Genomic DNA, 17,920 nt, shown 5'->3' with positions numbered 1-17,920 from the left:
CCGGGAATGGGTGATTGTGCTCTGGTCGAGTCGGCTGACGAGATGATTTCAAGTTGACCATCTTCTGTTGTACGGAAAACAATGACGGGGTAGGGGGCTTGTTCGACGATTTGCCCGCCTATTCTTAATATCTCGGTTTCGCTGACCGCTTTGCTATCAAACGGCTTGAGCGATAGAGCCTTTCAAGTTCTTCAAAATTGATGTGGCTGGTTTCGACGAGGCCGATCGTTTGTATCGACGCAGCGATCTGGCTAGCCAGAGTGCGAAGCATGACAAGGGTTTCAGTCCCTGTGAAAGCGCCTTCCTTTATGCTTTGTACATCCAATGCCCCCAGCACCAAATTCCCGATCGAGATGGGAACGCAGGCTTCGGAGCGGGTCTCTGGAAGCAGTTCGCTCTTCAAGTGAAGCGGATCAACCAAAATATCAGAAGCAACTCGCGGCTGATTATTTGCGCTTACCCAGCCGACGATGGATTCTGATCCAACTTCCAATCTGTATTTTTATCAATCAGTCCTTCGGTAGCGGATCCAAAGCCCGGCTTTGAACTCTATATATCTTCCGCCACGATCCATCAGGAAAATACTCGCTTGATAAAATTCAAATTGTTTAACGAGTAATTCTGCTGTTTTGGCGAGCATTTCGTCAAGGTCGGATATGGTTGTGATGTTTTGGGCCACCTCTGCAGCAGTGCGGATCTGCCGTGTACGCTCATCCACTTTTTCTTCCAAGGAGCGATACGTGCTGCTGAGTTCCTCTGCCATGTTGTTGAAAGAGTCTGCGAGCAAGCCGACTTCGTCTTCGCTCAAAACTTTCGCTCGTTGATCCCAATCTCCTTCGGCAAATTTGCTGGTGATTTCAGATAATGAGCGTAGTGGTCTGATAATTCTATTAACTCCCCAAGCTCAATACGACGCCGGTTGCGGCCAATGTTCCCAAAACAAGGAGAATGGTGAACGGGGCGAGACTTGCTATTTGACCATAAATATCAGCCGCATTTACTTCAAGGACAATGCCTGTCTGCATTGACGGAAACCATTGAAGTTGTGCCAGCACTGCATCACCATTGGGCGCAGTTGTGTCCATTGATTCAGGCTGTGCCTGCTGTGTAAACATTAACTCGGTCAGTTTTGATTTAAGTTCGCTGCTGGGGGACGAGGAGTTGACAAGGGTGAACTCCATGGTGTTTGGGTTGACGTAGATAAATTGGTCGGTTGAAAGAAGAAAATAAGTGCTTGCGAGTGGAGATATACCGTTGAGAGGCTGAATTAGTTCCAGTAGGTTATTTTTTCCGTGATCCCCACTAACGCACCAAGTGTTGAACCTCCACCGGCTGTTTGATAGTTCAATGCGGTAACAAGTAAGAAATGATCTTCGTAAATCGGCGATAGCCCGTATAACGCACTCGAATGATTCTCTTCTACCGGATTGAAAATATTCGAAATTATCGATTTCCTCAGCCAGCTCTCGTTACTTGCCAGTTTGATATTTCCTTTTGTCCATTAAAAGAATTGATCGAATACAGGGTGCCTTCCTGTGTATTCATCCTTTGAAATTCTTTAATGAAGTCGTTTTGGATGACGTCAAACTGGTCGTTCATCGGATTTGCGTGTAATCCAAGTTCGATCAGAGCCCTAAAGTCCTCATTTTCAATCTGATTTGCAAGCAGAGCTTCTCTTTGTTTGATTTCGCGATCTATTAACTTAAGTTGATTAGTTAAAAGGTTTTGTGATTGTGTAATTGCTTGTTCCCGCAGAAGTCCTCGCGCACGAAAATACGCCATTCCAGCCATTAAGGCAAGTGGAATAAAAGTAAATATAAGGAGCGTTCTTACAAGCGTGCCTGTCAGACTGCCCTTAAATCTTTTTTGCTGGCTATGGCTTTTTCATTTGTTCAGGGCTGGCCTCAGCCGTTACTGCAATAATGGGTACTGTTTTGGAATCGCTCAGAAGCGCGGATCTTTTTCAGCGCGCCATAACCATCTTCATAGGGAAGACGAATGTCCATCAGGATCAGATCAAGGCGTGGAAGGGTGTCTGCATACTCGACGACCTCATATCCCGAAGTTTTCCATTCACAATGGATTCCCAGATAACCGAGCATACGTGCGATCAACACGAAATTTGAAACATTATCTTCCACTACCAATACTGCCGTCGTTAGGAATATTTGGCTTACGGATTGGCTGCGTGTCAGAAACAGCAGGTGTTTCATCAGACATTGTTGCTCCTTATCATAAATCGTTCAATCTGCTGGGCAAGGGTGTCAACATCGATCGGCTTTTGTATATAACCATTGCATCCCGCTTGAAGTGATTTTTCGCGATCTCCGCGCATAACATTCGCAGTTACCGCCACAATGGGAATTGTTGAAAATTTTTCAATTGCCTTGATTTTGGAAGTTAATATATAACCATCCATATCAGGCATGTTGATGTCCATCAAGATCAGATCAATCTCTCCGCCCTCAAGTTTTTCCAATGCTTGCTTTGCGTTAATCGCTTCTATTACAGAATAGCCTTCCGGAGTTAAGCACCCTGCGTACCAAGCTTCTGTTGTCTGGATTGTCTTCAACATATAAGATGTTGCCTTTATCTAGATTTGGCATCATGGCGGACTTTCTCCGTATTGAATTCTACTTGTTAGGTAAAAGCACCCGCATAACAGCAACCTTACAAAACCTTTTATAAAAAATCGAGGCTGCCTCGCCTCGATTTAACTTGAGCGGGTGATGAGATTCGAACTCACGATATCTTGCTTGGGAAGCAAGCGTTCTGTGTTTCCGCGGAAGGTTGGCCCAATTATAAATCACATTCTAGGAATGATACGGTTTGGGCAAAAAGTCGCGAAAGTGGCGGTGAGAGGATGCAATAATTAGGGGGTTGGAGGCTCTCCGCCTGGTCAGAATAGCGCTTGCCGCGCTTGTAGACGTTGGTATAGGACGATTAAAAAACCTACTTGAGAATATTTTGTTCTACAGTGGAGATCGGGAGATACTTTCGCATCGATTCCAGTTTGAGGGTGCGGGTGTAGCGTTGGATCATTGCGCTGTTGGACCAGCGTCCGCCTTCCATGATGATGCGCTCTGGCGCCCCGGCTTCGGTGGCGAGGACGGCGAAGGATCGGCGGAGGTCGTGGGGTGAGAGTTTGATGTTAATCTTTTTGCCCCACTCTTTGACGATCGTGTTTAGACCTTCGGGGGTTAGCTTTTGGCCTGTTTGAATGTTGCAAAACAGTTCACCTTTGGGGTTGATGGTTTTCCTAAAATCTTTCCATCGTTCGATATAGGCGGCGGTTTCATCGCTGAAGACGGCTGCCCGCCATTGTCCGCCTTTGACGATCACCTGCAGGGATTTGTGCTCGGTGTCCGTGTCCGCTTGCTGGAGTCTGCATAGTTCGGAACATCTGAGGCCGGTGTCAAGCGCAAGGGCGGCGATCGCCAGATCACGCGCTCCCTTTTTGGTTTGGGTGTTGAACGAAGCGAGAAGGATCTTTACGGTTTCGATGGACAAAGCGCGTTGCGGCTTGCCCGCGATGCGTTTGAGGCGAGCGGCAAGGGCGGGATGGTTTATCCCGTATGCCCAGGCTAAATATTTTTGCGAGGCTGCCAGGGCAACACATGAACGCGCATTTCCCCAATTTTGTGAATTTATAAATTCGAGCAAGGTTGTAGCTGTAAGACTTTGAGGCTCGTGGTTGATCAGCCTGCGAAGTATGTCCGTGTAGGTGCGTTTGGTGGTCTCCGCGTAGGGGTGCGAAGATAGGAAGTTTTCGATCGAGATGTCCATCCGAATTTCTCCTTCAATAAAGTGTAATGATCGGGTGGGGTGTGAAGTACTCTCCCGTTTATTCCTGCCGTTGACGCGGCGGGTTATACAGATCCTCGAAAGGTGGTGATGCTTATTTAGTTTGTAAGGTTTTACCCTGCCATGTGATAGACCACGAATCGACGCACATGGCAGGGCTGGAGCGCCCGTGTTAACGGTCCGCTTTTGTATTCTAACGAATTTTTGAAAAAACAAGGAGAGTACAGAACATGAGTAGTTTAAGTGATTATGACGGAAAGTTTGAAAAGAATCGAGATACCGCGCGTGGTTTTTCGACGGCTGTTTATATCGGCGGAGTGATCGCGGCTTCGATGTTGTTCATTAGTTTCATCCTGCTGGCTTTTCCGGCGGACGCGTATTTTACGCGGACGGTGATGACGGTGGCGGGCGTGATGGTCGGCGGTTCGATGCTGGCGTTTCCGTATGCGCTGCACCATTGGGCGATCACAAAGGATCATCGGAAAGTGACAACGGTTCTGTATTACGTGGAGATGGCGATCATCTGCGTTAATACGGTGGTCTCGTTCGTTTCGATGCTGGCGAAGTACAGCAATTACGACGCGCCTGAATGGGTCGTGCTGTATGAGCCGTTCTCGGTGGCTTCGATCATTTACACGATCTTTGCATGGGGTACGGTCTTTCTGCTTGACCCTGATCATAAATTGCAGGCAGATGAACGGGATGCCGATGCGCGGTTCGCAAAGAAGCTGGCAAGCAAGCGTGAGGCGTTCATCGATTCAGTCGAGGGGGAGGATGTGATCGCCGCCATCGCGACCGAGGATGTGCGGGAGCGGTATTCGCCCGAACGCTATCGCAAGACGCCGAAACATTTTGGGTCCGGGCAGGCTTCCATTCCCGCGCCCGCCCCGTTTGTCACGAAGGAAGCGAAAGTCCCTTTGGGGCAATTGGACGAGGGCGAGAGTTAACGGGTCGTCGTCCAAAGATCAAGAAACAATGCCGCTGCGGTGAGCCGTTTGTGACCACACAGGAAAAGACCAAGTATTGTTGTGATGCTCACAGGCTGTTTTACTGGCGGCTGGATCGCACCCTTGCCCAAAAACAGGGCAGGGCTGTGGAAAATGAAACGACACGTGTCGTTCCAAACTAGAAGATCGGGGCGTGGATGGTATCCACGCCCCGGAAGGAGGTAATCCATGCCTGAGTTGAGCGGTAAGACGAATGGGATCGAATGGTCCATTGATTTGAGGCGCACGCCGAATGGGACTTATCACGCGCTGGTGAAGGTGGGAACGTCGAGCGCGGTGAGTGAAGATCATTTGACGAAGGAAGAAGCCAAGGAAGACGGTTGTTCGATGATGGCGGATATGCTTGATGAAGTGGAGGGACGGATCAATGCTTAAGATGCATATCGCCGCAACTTTTTATAGGTAGGTGCAAAATGGCTAAACGAGTTGTAGTATCCATCAATGAAATGTATCGAAGGCGGGCTGTGAATTGGGAGTGGCATTACCAGAGTAGAGGGATCGCCCAAACTTATTCGCAGGAAGACCGTGAGAAGGTGATCCGCATTATCAGCCATGAGGTGCCAGCGCCTGTGATGCGTTTGGACGGCGCGATCATGGATGGAATCGCGAACCTGCGCGGCACGTCGAAGGCGCTGCATTATTTGCTGTTGAGCAATATGGAGCGGAGCATGATGTGCGTATGGTATTGGTCAGAGGCAGGGTGGATGGAATTGGTGCGTGAATTTCAAGGGCTGCCTGATATTTACGAGGATCACTACTATGCGTATGACGCAGAATTGGACGCGGTGCGGTTTCTGCCTATGTGCGTGTATCCAAGAAGGGGCAGGAAACACGATCATGCGGTTGCTTTGAGTTGCGTATGTAAAAATTAAATAATGGGGGAACAAAGGGGGAACTACAGGGGAACCAGGGCGTTTCCCCTTTTGGCGGTTGATCGGAATGGTCGAGGCTGGAGGCTGCCCTTTTGTGTAGAGAGTTTCCCCCGACTTCCCCTTGACTTCCCCTTTTTCGAAAGGGGAAGTCTCGCACTTATTTTTTTTGACTTTCTTCATTACGCAACATTTTTAGGATTTGGGAGTTGAACTTTGCCCTACTGCTACTACGAAGGATGAAAGGATTAATTATGAATGATGAAGGATTAAGTGTGTGAGTGTCAAGTGTGTGAGAGTGTCAAGTGTTTGAGTGTCAAGTGTTTGAGTGTCAAGTATCAGGTGTGGTGTGTCCCCGCTTCGCGTACCGCTGGCGCGGGTATTTGGGGGAGGGAGGTCTCGATACGCCCCGCGAGAAGATGCGGGGCTACTCGACCACCAAATAAGTAGGTTGGTAAGAGGTTTACCAGTGGTGTTGTGATGCGTAGTGAGGCGAAGGACGCAAAGATATTGGGGAAGGTGCGGGGCGGGCTTTACCGCGCTTATGAGCGATTGGGGACGTGGCGCAAGGTGGCGGCGGAGTTGGGGATCAATCATGCGTATGTTTTGATGGTGATGAAAGTATCGGCGACTCAGGTCGCCGTCGAATCCCGTCGAATGTGGAGGTGCGGGCGGCGTTGGGGTTTCCGCGGGTGATGCCTTCGGAGAGGAAGGTGCGGGTTAAGAGGATCATCCCTGTGATGGGGTCGGAGGGTTGGGAGAGGGTGTTCTTTAAGAGGTTGAGGCCGAGGAGGTGGAAAGTGGAAAGGATGAATGATGATTGATGATTGATGATTGATGATTGATGATTGAGTGTCATGTGTCAGGTGGTTGAGTGTGGAAGTGTCAAGTGTCAAGTGTCGAAGTGTCGAGTGTCAGGTGGGTCTCGGTACGCCGCAAGGTCTCGATACGCTGCAAAGTGCAAGAACGCGGCTACTCGACCACCGTGCAAGAGCGCGGCTACTCGACCACCGATATTTAGGGGAAGGAGGACTCGAGGTGTGAATAGGATTGAGGAGTTGCTGGGGATGCTTGGTTGTGATGATGTGGCGGAGGCGGTGAGGAATTTGGAAGCCGAGCGCCAGGGTATGCGCGAGCTGCATGACGAGAATACCGCATTGAGGATCTACAATCGGCGGTTGAGGCTGGTGGTGGATTATGCGCTGCAGGTGTTTGATGTTTGTGAGCGCGACCTGGCGTTGTTCATTACGCCGAAGGCGCGGGAGATGATCACGAAGAGCAGGGAACAGATACGGGCGGCGGAGAAGGCGAGGCGGTGGGAGTAGGAATGCAGCGGGTCAGAGACCCGCTGCAAACGTGGAATGGGAATTATAGGATTGCCCATTTTGATATTTTATTATTGAACATACCAAAGTTTTATTTCTCCATCAATGGATGCTGTGAAAAAAAAGCTTCCGTTAGCGGAGTATTGTATGATATTAATATCTGTTTGATGCGCATGCAGGCGAAATGGGGGCACATCAGGTTGATTTGTGGATATGTCCATCCAGCCATTCTCGCTTTTTGTTACGACATAATCTCCTGGCCCAAGATTAGAATCTAAACTTTCGTCATCACTAGTTGATTTAAAACTAATTATTCGCCTGACCCCATTTTCCTTGGAAAATTCCATCTCATATTTAAGAAAACCATAATAAACATTCCTCTCGAATGAAGTCCAGTTGTTTAAGTCATAAAGAGAACAATAATAGTTATTATTATTTGTAGATTCGCGAGTAAAGTGTAAATGCCCTCCCGGTAAAACATCAATCCAGTTTATATAAACTGCAGAGTTTTCAAATTTTTCGATTAGCGGGTCACGGTTCTCCAACAGGTCAAACACGATCCATGCGCCCAGATGACAATCTTCAAAGGGGGATAGTGTTAATACGATAAGCCAGCGGTCATCAATAAGATCCATCTTATTTAAGTATGGATGTGATCCAATGTTTTTTGATACCAACCGAATAAGATTATCAGGTTTTATTGATGTAAATGGTACGGGCTGATAACGACTCTGTACAAATTTTTCTGTAGCAGCATCGAATGGCAACCTTCGCGCACTTTCACGTTGATGCCATTCTTCCATGCGTCTACTATGTTCTTTATTGTCAGCCCTTCTTTTATCTTCCAAAGCTTTTGCCATCTTTTGTTTCTGCTCGCTGTCTTTTTTTGTGCGATTCCTATTAATTACGAACGCTAGAATAGTCCAAATAAAAACAATGGAAAATAAAAATACTGCGGTCGAAGTCATTGTGTTTTCTCTCCTTATTAAGGGTGTCAAGTGTTGATGTGTCAAGTATCGGGTATTGGAGTGTCAAGTGTCAGGGGTCAGATGGAGAGCGGGCGCGGGGATGGATTTTGAGATTTCGATCCATGAGCGCATCTGTTCAGCGGTTAGCGTTTGAGCCTTTTGTTTGGATCGTTTTTCTGCCAATTAAAGGGACTTTTGAAACGAGTTAAGAACCAAACGCTTTGGGAATATATAAGTATTGATCTCCCTTTCGACCCAAGCGTTCCAGTTTGCCTCTGGTGTTGGATCTATTTGCATGTCTGTTAATTTACGTTTCTGATCTGCCCCGGTCGGATTGCCAATGACAACTTGAGGCTGCGCAGAAAGTTCAACGACCTGAGCTTTGAGGAGTATTGCAGTATTAATCAAGATATTATTTCCGGTTTTCAGTTTGCCTATCAATGCAATCCGACAGTTTGACATGGGTGGAAGGTCTTTTCCTTTTGGCTTAATGCCTGGTAGAACCAGCCAAAGCATGACAACCAAAACCAGAAATGCAAACACAGATACGATGGCGTGGTACAAGTTTGGTTCCCTGACCAACACCAGACTGGCTATTCCATAAATTATGAGAGCTAAAACGCACACCAAGGCAAGCGGATCTCTGATTACGGTAACGAGTTCTTTCAGTTCTTTTAGCGATTTCATCATATTTTCTCCACTATGGTTTTTGGTTAATCATCTTTTTTGCGGGAGGCGGGCGGAGGAGAAGGGCGGGCGCAGCAATGCAGCGCCCCTACGGTTTATAACGGTTCTTCGCTGTCTGTAATATATTTTCCTTGATCATCGCCGACTTTTCTTTCAAAATTTTCGGGATTTTCCAAGCCGCCTAATTGCGCGATCTTTTGTTCAATCTGACTTAAGTATGGTGTCCAATTATCTTTGACTTGTTTGGTGGTGTAGTGCAAGGCGCGCCAGTCATCCAGTTCCATGTCGTTGCGACGCCAGGTGTCATAATCAATTTTTGCTTTTGAGTCATGGTGATAGGTGTAGCCGTCCGTTTCGATCGCAAGTTTGCCATTGTTGCAAAAGATGGCGAAGTCTAGAAAATATTTCTTTTCCTGAATGACGACCTTCCATTGGCGTTCTGCGAGTATGCCAATATATTTCAGCGCGTTCCATAATCTATTTTCAAGCGGACTGTCATCGAATAGGTCGTTGATTTGCGAGGCAGTTTCAAATTTCTCGAAGGTGGTGGGGATAAAGATGAGGCGGCGCGGGCGGTAACTGACAATCGGCGCAGGTCTTGTTTGCAGTTCTTCCAGTTGTATGCGATAGTATAATTTTTTGGCTTTCGCGGCGTTCTGTTCGTCGCCTGGGAATAATTCTTTGCGCGGAACGATCTCTATTTTCTGCACTTCCCCGAAGTGACGAATTTTGTAGGCTTCTTGATCGCCGAATACTTTGCCCTGATAAAATGCGAGCGCTTTAGGCGGCCAGCGTTTGGGAGCACTTTCGACTGGAATGTGATACCAGCCCTCGGTGCGTAAAATATCGAGAGCTGATTTTTTTGGTAATAAAGCAACAAGAAGTTCTTTGTTTTCTTTTTTACGCGGCATTATTTATCTTCCTAAACTCTTCCATCGCGGTGGATTTGACTTCTTCAGCGACGAGGGGGAACCCTTCGTCGCGGCTCCCCCTGCGGGGACTTCGCAAGGTAGACGCGAACAGGATGTGGGCAAATTCGCTTTCGGTGAGACCGCAGGGGGGCGATCATGCCGTCCAGTTCTTACTCCCTTGAGACCTGATAGTTTTTTTAACCCGACGGGTCTTTGAGCAAAGAGCGTTTCACAAGACTCCTTCCGCTGTGTAATTATTTCCCATCATCCCAGTGGCCAGAGTGGCGATGTTTCCTTGAGACTGCTATCATCACTGCCAACGAAGGGAGGATAAAAGCACTGCCGTTACATAGTTGTTCCAGAAAGCCGATTGCCTGCTGTTCGAACCAGTCTGCCAGTTGTTTTTGAAAATCTTCCCACCATTGATCGAACCAGTCTGCCAGTTTTTTAGTTTGCTCATCCCGCCATTCCTTGATCTGGCGTTGGATGGCTTCGTTTTGTTTGTCCCACCATTTGCCCAGATTTATTATAAAATCATCCCAGGCTTTTTTTGCCGCATTGGTTTCTTCAAAGACGATAAAAACGGGACGTTCCGTCAAGTCAACATTAACGGAATTGGAAACTACTATAAGTTCGTTTCCTGTCGTATCGGAAATATCGGCAGCGTCTGCTTGATAGACGCGGACAGATTCAGTTGGGATGTTTTGTATGGAGACCGTGCGGGGGGCGTCGCCGCCGCGGGCTTTCCATGCAACGATGATGGTTTTTCCATTGTTCTTGAAACGATATTCGTATGCGTCGTCGTCTGCCGCGCCTCCCTTGTCATTTTGACCCTGCACCTGTCCAAGCGCCTCCCCGCCATTCAGCAAAATGGACAGGTTGCGCAGGGCTTGTTTGCCATTGTTGCCTAATCTGAAATCCTCATTCGTAGCAAGCGGATGTTCTATCTGGGTGTACCAAAAGATTTTATCGATTCCGTTTTCCGATAATAGCGGAACGTAGGTGCGTACCAGATAATCTGCTTCAATCACGTCTGTTGAGGTATCGCGTTCCGCAGCACGGCTCGCTAGCCAACTTTCGTTCCAGCCTATTTCTGTGACCCAGATAGGTTTGGAGCCAAATTTGTTTGCCAGATCTCGCGCTTCGCGCATTTCGCCGATTAGGTTGCGGGTCGCCGTCATCCCTTCCATGCATGCGCCAGTATTGGGATCATGGGCTTTGCCGCGTTGTATGAAAGCCTCAGGGTTGGTGTCCCAATATGGATGAAAACCAATCGCGTCAAACGAATTCCACGCGCCGAGATCATGAAGTTGCCCCAGATAAACAAAAGGATTGGTGGCGCAATCGCTGTCGGTAATTGTTACCAGTCCCCCCAATATGATTATGTCGTTGGGATCTTTTTGTTTGATAATTCTGTAAGCGGGTTGCAAAATGCGCTCATAATAAAATGCGGGGTCGGGGTCAACTTTTCCATCCAGCGTTGGGCTGACTACCTTGCCCCAAAACATGCGCGAATTCATTTCGTTATTAATCTCCCAGGCACTAACCTGATCGCCAAACGTGTTAACTGCCCACGTGACGTACTCCTCCCATTGCTGCTGAAATTCATCGGGAGTGGGAATATAGTTTCCCCTGCCACGTGGAGCCATGTAACCCGCGCGGGCACCAAGGATAAAAACAACTTGAATATCACGTTTGGCAGATTCAGTTAATAACATGTTGTAATCGCGCAGTGCGTAAATACCCGAACCATAGTCGAACGGGTAGGTGGTCTGAAAGTTTCCTCGCGTCCCTTCCACTTCCTCCCACGGCAAATCTTCGCGTGACCAGTGAACGCCCATCCATTGCTGTTCGTCGAGCGCGGCAGACAGCCCTGTAGTGCCTACTCGCAGGTGTGTTCCCGAGCCGATTCCAAATCCGTCAATCTTTTTTGAATCAGCCTGTGCCGCTGACGAAAATTGCGCCAGTAGAATCATTGCCAGAATGAGAACAGACAATTTAAATTGAAAGTGTTTCATGGCTCTCTCCTTTATATCTTGTTATATGATCTTTTGTCCGCAGGAGTAATATCAGCCGCCCAACCCTCCCCCATTTTCTTGAATTCCCCCATCGCACGCGCCTTGACATCCTTCGCGACCAGCGGGAAAGCAGACAGTATATGCGGGAACTCTCTTTCGGTGAGTGCGGGCGAGACGAGTTTTTGAGGTTCAAGTGTCAAGTGGGGGAAGGGCTAAGATTCTTTCGACCCATTTGTTCATCACAACTCTCCTATCAAGGCCTGAACAACCTGTCGATAAAACTCAATGGAAGCACATTACCAAGCTACGATGCGCACGCAACAACTTAACAGAAAAAAAACGCCAGACAAGGCAGCCATTCGGCATTAATCTCAAATGTATAAAAAATTAACCCAAGAACTCAGACAAGTAATGTGGTATTTCCCTTTTATATTTTTCGGTAGAAACACGAGTATGGCCCAAATACTCATACTCAAAATCATCATACTCCTCTTCTTTTTCCTCCACATAAATTAATAACTCAGCAAGACTCAATATTTTTTCTTTATTCCTTTGGCTGAAGTTTTTTGATCGAAAAATCATTCTTATAAGCTCTACAAGGTCAAATCGCAGTTTAACTGATTCACGAGGACGCCAATCATAAACGGCAATAAGTTGTGGTAAATATTTAACTATGTAATCAACAACTTGATCTGCCCGTGAGTGACCAGCTATTGCCTTCGCCACAATTAATTTTTGCCCAGCAGCCTCAGATGTATTGCTAAAATAAACGTTCAAATTCAAAAGAGCCCTTTGGCTTCTGTCTGTGTCCGACAGAATAATATCAATAATCGTATCAATACTCGGTTATCAGGCGATAAATAAAACGACTTCCACGCATATTCCATCTCGACTGGATCTCCTTCCTGGTAAATCTTCCATAACATTGGAAATATTTGTTCCAACCTGCAAGGAAATTTTGAAATTGCAACCAGGGCGCTTTGGCGAACAATTGAGCTAGAGTCGACTAATGAAGTATAGATAAACTCCAGTACGCTTGCATCGTTGAGGTTTTCCCGCCGTTCTTCGACCACCCTGATTATTGATGCGCGTTTATATGGATTAGGGCTTTGATATGTTTCTTTGTAAATTTGAAATGCTTTATTTCCCATTAAGTAATATAAAGTTAGAGCCAAATCACCGCCTAATTTAGTGGGTTCTTGATTTCGATAGGTCACGATTAAGCTGTCGATCATTTCCTGAGGGACCGTCACTTCTCTAGATCTCAGAAAGGATGCCGCTTGGGCTGAGACATAACCATCATTATGGTTTAATAAAGATATTAATACTGGATTACCAATAGCTTTATCCATTTGAACAATTGTAATAACCACCTCATAGGGATGCTTATTAATATTTTCCAATAATCTTGGCACGATTTTATCTCCAAAAAATGCAAGGGCAATGGCTGCCGACCTCCGATTGACCTCATCGTTAAGAAAAATTTCAAACAATGGTTCTATCGCCATATCTCCAATTTGATAAAAAAGCGGTCTTGTAAAATAAATTAATTCGCCGTCCGCATTCGAAGTATTTTTTTCTTTAATGAAGGTGAGCAAGAAATTCATGATTTTTGGGTTGTTGCTATTTACTAATTTGGAATATGCCAATTTATCATTCGCCTTAGCCAATCTGAGAAGGTGCTTAACCCCATCGTACGATTCACTTAATTGATCGTAAGAAGTGTTCTTGTAAGAAGAAGAGTTTTCATGAGCATTTTTAGCGACAGCATTTACCGTTTGAAAAAGAAGATAGACACCTAGCAGGACAGAAATCCCAAAACAACATAATATGAATGTATTCATTCTGCTCTCCTTTGAAAAAGTTTTTCAATACTGCCTTATTATGATTAATTTATTTGAAAATACCATTTGTACAGAATGGGGCATTATATTTTAGGCGGGAAAGAAAACTGTGATAGCCGAACACGTATAAAAATAACGATCTCATTTCTGCACATTTGCAATTATGATATCTTGCTGAATTGGCTGAGAGGGGGCAGCAGTGCTGTGCCCCTACATTATTTTGATTTTTTTTTCTGCAAGGAGAAGAAATTTTTGAAGGTATCAATAAAGGAGGAATTATTTTTTTTGGGTTTACCAGGAGCGGGGGTTCGAATTTTTTTAAGTTTATGCCTAAGAGACATACGCTTAAACAATGGATAGGTATTGATCTCCCTTTCGACCCAATCGTTCCATTTTGTCTCGGATGTCGGGGTTATATGTTTTTCTGATAATTTTCGCTGCTGGTCTTTTCTGATCACATCAGCAATTACAACATTGGGATTGGCATTAAGATTGACGACATAGGCCTGCATGAGTTTGGCTGTATTTTCCAGGACCTTTATGTCGGTTTTCAGGTCGCCGAGGAAGGTAATTTTGCAGTTTAGCATGGGTGGAAGATCTTTTTCTTGTGACTTCGTGCCCGGGATGACCAACCAAAGCATAAAAATAAAAGCGCCAAACGCAAGCGCGGAGGTGATGATGTCATAAATGGTTGGATCTTTGGCCAAGACAAGGCTGGTTATTTGATAAATTAGGAAAGCCAAAATTAACACGAGGGCGAGGATGCCCTTCAATTCCTTAAGGATTACTTTTAGGTATTTTAGCCATGTCATCATATTTTCTCCATTATGATTTTTGGTTGTCAATCTTTTTTGGAACGGTATTATTTAGGCGGGCGGGAGCGGGCGCGGGTAGAGGGCGGGCGCGTCACGACGCGCCCCTACCTATGATTCTAATTTGGTTTGTACTTGTGATAATTCTTTTTTTGTTTTTTCAAGATCGCGTCTGACCTGGATCAATTCGGAAATACGGAGGATGTATTTTTGAAGGGCGATGGCTCTATTGGTTTTTTGGTCCAAGCCTTTGAGAAGGTCTTCGGTTTTATTTTGCAGGGTAAGAAAATCCTGCTCTTGAAATTGCTGGGAGACGATTTCTTTGAAGTTGGACTGCTCTGTTGGAGGCCCTTTAAATAAGGTTGCAAAAAAGCCAGAATTTCCGTGGAATTTATTTCTGATGATGTCATTGAATTGGGATTCAATACGAACATAGTCGTCTTGAGTCAAGGGGTATTTATTATCTTCCCAGTACAGGTTATATGTGTAGACTTGAAAGCTGGAAATCATGTGTAGTAATTTTTCCTCGCGCGAAAGCAATGAGGATTGATCTTCTTTGAGGCGGCTCAGTTTCATTTCCAATGCAATGGCGGTTGTGTCGGCATTAATGTTTTGCAAGTTCTCCGTGACGATCTGCAGTGCGCTGATCGATTCGTTCTGGATCAAGGATAATAATGACTTACAGTAGTTGCAGGTCAGTTTTGTGAGGTTTTGCGGTATTGATAATACGGCGCCGCAATTTGGGCAGGATAGTGAGATGAGTTGTGATTTTTCCATGATGGTCCTCTGAGGGGGTCAAGTGTCAGGTGTTGGAGGGTCAAGTGTCAAGTGTCAAGTGATTGAGTGTCAAGTGTCAAGTGTCAAGTGATTGAGTGTCACGTGTCGAGTGTCAGGTGGGCGGGGGAAATTAAAGGGGAATTGACCAGTGGGATTTAGGGGCGTTGGGTCCGTGCAGGTATTGCCAACGGTTAATGTATTCGTGTGCGTCGCCTTCCTCACTTAAATCCAGAAAGAAGGTGTTGTCTATGTAGACTTCGTGGTAAATGGGAAAGGACTTTTCTGGAAACTGCTGTTTGAAATCTGCCTCAAGGATATATCTGTTTCCATAGTAATGTTGGGCAATTTGGGAGGCAAAAATATAGCGGATGCTTTTATATTGCCTGATGTATTTTTCGTGTCTGGTCTCATTTTTGTTACTAAAGATCTTTGTTAAAAGCCAGAACGGAAAAAACAAATAAAAGAAAAAGATCAGCATTGGCAACATTAAGATCGTCAGCAGGGTATCGAGGCGGTAATATCTATTCAATTCTTTTTTGACGCAAACGTCGCAAACAACTATCACATCAAAATCTGTCGCGAAAAACGAAGTGCGGGTCTTTACCTTTTGTGACTTATGGGTACTTCTTTCTGCGCTGATCAGTGAGATTGACCAGTCTCCGATGGCAATATTGGTTGGGGGGTCGTTGGTGAGCCTGTTGCAGATATCGCAATTGTGAGGGCCTTTGGCGCCAAGGGATCGCTTGGCGCTTTTGCGGTGTGGAACCACTTCGGTTGCATTTTGGATAACGCTGGGGAGAAAAAAAGCTGCGGCGACCCATAAAACGCCAGCGAACATCATAGCTAGACATAAAAGGGATATGATCTGTACCCAGGTGTTGGGGCTTATGTGCATTTGTGTATCCTTGAATTGAGTGTCAGGTGTTAGAGGGTCAAGTGGTGGAGTGTCAGGTGTTTGAGTGTTTGAGGGTCAAGTGCCAGGTGTTGTAGTGTCAGGTGTGCGGGTGGCGGGGGTTATGAAATTCGCTTGGTTTTTCTTATCCACCAACGGCCAATGAGGAGGAGAAGTGAGAGAAATAAAAGACCGTCCAACAAGGCGGGAGATATTGGAATGAGGATGCCGATCTTTTGAGGGGTTGTGTTTGTGATGGCCATTGAGATTTGAAATAGAGCGCCAAAGACCAAGCCCAAGATACTGTAGTTTGCAATGTCACCATATTTTTTGAGTGGTGTTTTTGAGAATGCGCCAAGGAATAGGATGAGACTTCCGATCACGCTAAAAATTGCGAGCAGATCGTTTATGGACATTCCGATCAGTGCGAAGAAGCCGATTAGTTGCAAGTTTTCCTCTTTGGTACGGTTTATGAATTTATTATTCTTTGGATGGTGCGGGCACAGAAGAAGAGCGGGCGCAGCAGTGCTGCGCCCCTACGGGGATGAAATTTTATTTCTTTTCGAGTTCGACAAAACAGTAGCCTTCCATAAAGTAACCTTCCAAGATATCTCCGCCGTCAGTTGGGAGAGGGGTTGATTCGATGGTTTCCTCCCGATCATCGAAATAGATAAGAAGAACGGGGTACTCCCTGCTGTTCAATTTCGTTTTGGGTTCCAGGAATGTGTAATCATATGGCGAAGAGTCAAGCCATGCCGATACCTGTTGTCGTGTAAAACAAACATTAACCCAGACATTGCATAGTATTTGATCTGATAACCTTGAAAATATCTCAGATCGTTTTCTGCTGAAAAACTTTATTGCGATGAAACTCTAAATAATCTTTATTTTCGGGGAACACATTTCGCAACTTAAGGTTATCATCTACGTCAAAAACTTTCCGCGCAAACGGGCTCAAATTTTCCGAAATAAGCGTACTTCCATCACTTTTGAAAGTTATGTATCCTCTATCAAATAAAAAATCATAATCGGGAATTAATAAAAGACCGTTGAATGGGTTCAATCTTTCTTGATTATTACTGTCTTTCCAAGGTTTTATGTGCGACGCTCGCAATAAAGTAACACTTTGCAAACCTGTAATAGAACAACTCCCCCATAGTCGAATCACATTTCTTCTGAAATTTCCCTGTCCAAGTCTGCTTACTACTATTTGTTCTTGTTCAGTTTTATCCAAAGTTTTATATTCTCCCGCATGTTCTCGTACTTCTTTAAAAGCATCAATTTCAGATGAAAGCGTCTCTATTCTAAACACAAATTCACTTGGCTCATTTTCTCTCAATTGAAAATCAGTTAATGAGATTCTTCCAAAATAAACGAATGGTGAGTGATGAGTTTCCCTGTAAAAAAGATGGATTTCATCTTGGCTCTTATTTGCTTCGATAACTCTTTTGTCTGAACTATGCTTCTCCTCACCTTCCCAAAAAAGCATGTTTCCGTCAATGTAATCATTGTATTGTGTCAAAGCCTGTTGCTTATCTTTGGTCACAAAAAAAATAATATATTTTGTATTGACAGGTGTGACAACGCCCTTAGATATAGCGTGAAAACTTTGATAGCCCCAAAGTTTTGCTAAAAATGGGCGTTCATAACTTTGGCCAAATTCAAGGGATTTGAAATTTACAGGCATATAAAATTCTCAAAAGGGTGTTAAAGACCTGAAAGGCATTTCTGGTAGAGTTTCCATAAATCTTTTTGATTCATCGTATGTTTTGTGGTCACTTATACATTCAAGTCCGCCTGTCTGAAAGTGACCGTATACGCACCATATTGCAATGTCTGGATTGTCTGCGTTACAACTTTCGTAGTCATTTCCTGAATCGTCTTGACCAAGAAGAACACACGGCATAATTTCATAATTATCAAATTTCTGAAATATTTCATCTGTCGCTTCAAAGTAAGTATATTTAGACATTTTCGAGGAATTTATTATGGGCATAGCAAACATA

The 17,920-nt window shown here is 45.3% G+C and carries 25 protein-coding genes; 5 read left to right on the top strand and 20 right to left on the bottom strand.

All coding sequences use genetic code 11. The features are described 5' to 3' along the window. Positions 1 to 124: 124 nt before the first annotated feature. The 7 genes from IPL17_RS24160 to IPL17_RS24130 form a co-directional block, all read right to left on the bottom strand. Complete coding sequence (locus IPL17_RS24160) at positions 125 to 493, bottom strand: GAF domain-containing protein (RefSeq protein ID WP_345309648.1); 369 nt, start codon at positions 491 to 493, stop codon at positions 125 to 127. Positions 494 to 505: 12 nt separating this feature from the next. Continuing rightward, entirely contained in the window at positions 506 to 856 is a 351-nt protein-coding gene (locus IPL17_RS24155) for a HAMP domain-containing protein (protein ID WP_345309787.1), read from the bottom strand. 34 nt (positions 857 to 890) lie between these two features. Then, positions 891 to 1,181 carry a hypothetical protein gene (locus tag IPL17_RS24150; protein WP_345309647.1) on the bottom strand — a complete coding sequence of 97 codons (291 nt, stop codon included), beginning with the start codon at positions 1,179 to 1,181 and terminating at the stop codon, positions 891 to 893. A 274-nt stretch (positions 1,182 to 1,455) separates the two neighbouring features. Beyond that, positions 1,456 to 1,791, bottom strand: a complete 336-nt coding sequence (locus IPL17_RS24145) for a hypothetical protein (protein WP_345309646.1) — start codon at positions 1,789 to 1,791, stop codon at positions 1,456 to 1,458. Positions 1,792 to 1,904: 113 nt separating this feature from the next. Next, on the bottom strand, positions 1,905 to 2,213 hold the full coding sequence (locus tag IPL17_RS24140; protein ID WP_345309645.1) for a response regulator: 309 nt from the start codon (positions 2,211 to 2,213) through the stop codon (positions 1,905 to 1,907). Next, positions 2,213 to 2,575 (bottom strand): response regulator, encoded by a 363-nt coding sequence (locus IPL17_RS24135; protein ID WP_345309644.1) that lies wholly within the window; start codon positions 2,573 to 2,575, stop codon positions 2,213 to 2,215. The genes IPL17_RS24140 and IPL17_RS24135 overlap by 1 nt, the downstream gene beginning before the upstream one ends. Before the next feature lie 377 nt (positions 2,576 to 2,952). Further along, positions 2,953 to 3,786: a tyrosine-type recombinase/integrase gene (locus IPL17_RS24130; RefSeq protein WP_345309643.1), complete on the bottom strand. Its 834-nt coding sequence runs from the start codon at positions 3,784 to 3,786 to the stop codon at positions 2,953 to 2,955. Positions 3,787 to 4,034: 248 nt separating this feature from the next. Between IPL17_RS24130 and IPL17_RS24125 the strand changes: the two genes are divergently transcribed. The 4 genes from IPL17_RS24125 to IPL17_RS24110 are packed head-to-tail and all read left to right on the top strand — an operon-like array spanning position 4,035 to position 5,683. Continuing rightward, positions 4,035 to 4,751, top strand: a complete 717-nt coding sequence (locus tag IPL17_RS24125) for a hypothetical protein (RefSeq protein ID WP_345309642.1) — start codon at positions 4,035 to 4,037, stop codon at positions 4,749 to 4,751. 50 nt (positions 4,752 to 4,801) lie between these two features. Beyond that, the gene (locus IPL17_RS24120; protein WP_345309641.1) at positions 4,802 to 4,933 is read left to right on the top strand and encodes a hypothetical protein; all 132 of its coding nucleotides are present in this window, start codon (positions 4,802 to 4,804) and stop codon (positions 4,931 to 4,933) included. A gap of 46 nt (positions 4,934 to 4,979) precedes the next feature. Beyond that, positions 4,980 to 5,186 carry a hypothetical protein gene (locus tag IPL17_RS24115; protein WP_345309640.1) on the top strand — a complete coding sequence of 69 codons (207 nt, stop codon included), beginning with the start codon at positions 4,980 to 4,982 and terminating at the stop codon, positions 5,184 to 5,186. Between the two features lie 38 nt (positions 5,187 to 5,224). Beyond that, positions 5,225 to 5,683 (top strand): hypothetical protein, encoded by a 459-nt coding sequence (locus IPL17_RS24110; protein ID WP_345309639.1) that lies wholly within the window; start codon positions 5,225 to 5,227, stop codon positions 5,681 to 5,683. Positions 5,684 to 6,269: 586 nt separating this feature from the next. Here IPL17_RS24110 and IPL17_RS24105 read toward each other — a convergent pair. After that, positions 6,270 to 6,539 (bottom strand): hypothetical protein, encoded by a 270-nt coding sequence (locus tag IPL17_RS24105; RefSeq protein WP_345309638.1) that lies wholly within the window; start codon positions 6,537 to 6,539, stop codon positions 6,270 to 6,272. 181 nt (positions 6,540 to 6,720) lie between these two features. Between IPL17_RS24105 and IPL17_RS24100 the strand changes: the two genes are divergently transcribed. Next, positions 6,721 to 7,005, top strand: a complete 285-nt coding sequence (locus IPL17_RS24100; protein ID WP_345309637.1) for a hypothetical protein — start codon at positions 6,721 to 6,723, stop codon at positions 7,003 to 7,005. Positions 7,006 to 7,076: 71 nt separating this feature from the next. Here the strand turns inward: IPL17_RS24100 and IPL17_RS24095 are convergent, their stop codons facing one another. From IPL17_RS24095 to IPL17_RS24040, 12 genes are all read right to left on the bottom strand, one after another. Beyond that, positions 7,077 to 7,973 (bottom strand): WD40 repeat domain-containing protein, encoded by an 897-nt coding sequence (locus IPL17_RS24095; protein ID WP_345309636.1) that lies wholly within the window; start codon positions 7,971 to 7,973, stop codon positions 7,077 to 7,079. Between the two features lie 183 nt (positions 7,974 to 8,156). Further along, the gene (locus IPL17_RS24090; protein WP_345309635.1) at positions 8,157 to 8,663 is read right to left on the bottom strand and encodes a hypothetical protein; all 507 of its coding nucleotides are present in this window, start codon (positions 8,661 to 8,663) and stop codon (positions 8,157 to 8,159) included. A 92-nt stretch (positions 8,664 to 8,755) separates the two neighbouring features. Further along, entirely contained in the window at positions 8,756 to 9,571 is an 816-nt protein-coding gene (locus tag IPL17_RS24085) for a DUF559 domain-containing protein (protein WP_345309634.1), read from the bottom strand. 254 nt (positions 9,572 to 9,825) lie between these two features. Beyond that, positions 9,826 to 11,589, bottom strand: coding sequence for a hypothetical protein (locus tag IPL17_RS24080; RefSeq protein ID WP_345309633.1), 1,764 nt, complete (start codon positions 11,587 to 11,589; stop codon positions 9,826 to 9,828). Positions 11,590 to 11,600: 11 nt separating this feature from the next. Next, positions 11,601 to 11,789, bottom strand: a complete 189-nt coding sequence (locus IPL17_RS24075; protein ID WP_345309632.1) for a hypothetical protein — start codon at positions 11,787 to 11,789, stop codon at positions 11,601 to 11,603. A gap of 187 nt (positions 11,790 to 11,976) precedes the next feature. After that, entirely contained in the window at positions 11,977 to 12,372 is a 396-nt protein-coding gene (locus IPL17_RS24070; protein WP_345309631.1) for a hypothetical protein, read from the bottom strand. Next, positions 12,369 to 13,433: a hypothetical protein gene (locus tag IPL17_RS24065; RefSeq protein ID WP_345309630.1), complete on the bottom strand. Its 1,065-nt coding sequence runs from the start codon at positions 13,431 to 13,433 to the stop codon at positions 12,369 to 12,371. Before IPL17_RS24065 ends, IPL17_RS24070 begins: the two co-directional genes overlap by 4 nt. Positions 13,434 to 13,648: 215 nt before the next feature. Beyond that, positions 13,649 to 14,245: a hypothetical protein gene (locus tag IPL17_RS24060; protein ID WP_345309629.1), complete on the bottom strand. Its 597-nt coding sequence runs from the start codon at positions 14,243 to 14,245 to the stop codon at positions 13,649 to 13,651. A 111-nt stretch (positions 14,246 to 14,356) separates the two neighbouring features. Continuing rightward, positions 14,357 to 14,863, bottom strand: a complete 507-nt coding sequence (locus IPL17_RS24055) for a hypothetical protein (protein ID WP_345309628.1) — start codon at positions 14,861 to 14,863, stop codon at positions 14,357 to 14,359. Between the two features lie 289 nt (positions 14,864 to 15,152). Continuing rightward, on the bottom strand, positions 15,153 to 15,791 hold the full coding sequence (locus IPL17_RS24050) for a hypothetical protein (protein WP_345309627.1): 639 nt from the start codon (positions 15,789 to 15,791) through the stop codon (positions 15,153 to 15,155). 245 nt (positions 15,792 to 16,036) lie between these two features. After that, positions 16,037 to 16,363: a hypothetical protein gene (locus IPL17_RS24045; protein ID WP_345309626.1), complete on the bottom strand. Its 327-nt coding sequence runs from the start codon at positions 16,361 to 16,363 to the stop codon at positions 16,037 to 16,039. A gap of 383 nt (positions 16,364 to 16,746) precedes the next feature. After that, positions 16,747 to 17,601: an HNH endonuclease gene (locus IPL17_RS24040; protein WP_345309625.1), complete on the bottom strand. Its 855-nt coding sequence runs from the start codon at positions 17,599 to 17,601 to the stop codon at positions 16,747 to 16,749. Positions 17,602 to 17,920 lie beyond the last annotated feature (319 nt).

The sequence above is a fragment of the Candidatus Villigracilis saccharophilus genome (assembly GCF_016711665.1).
This window is presented reverse-complemented; position numbering and strand designations above follow the sequence as displayed.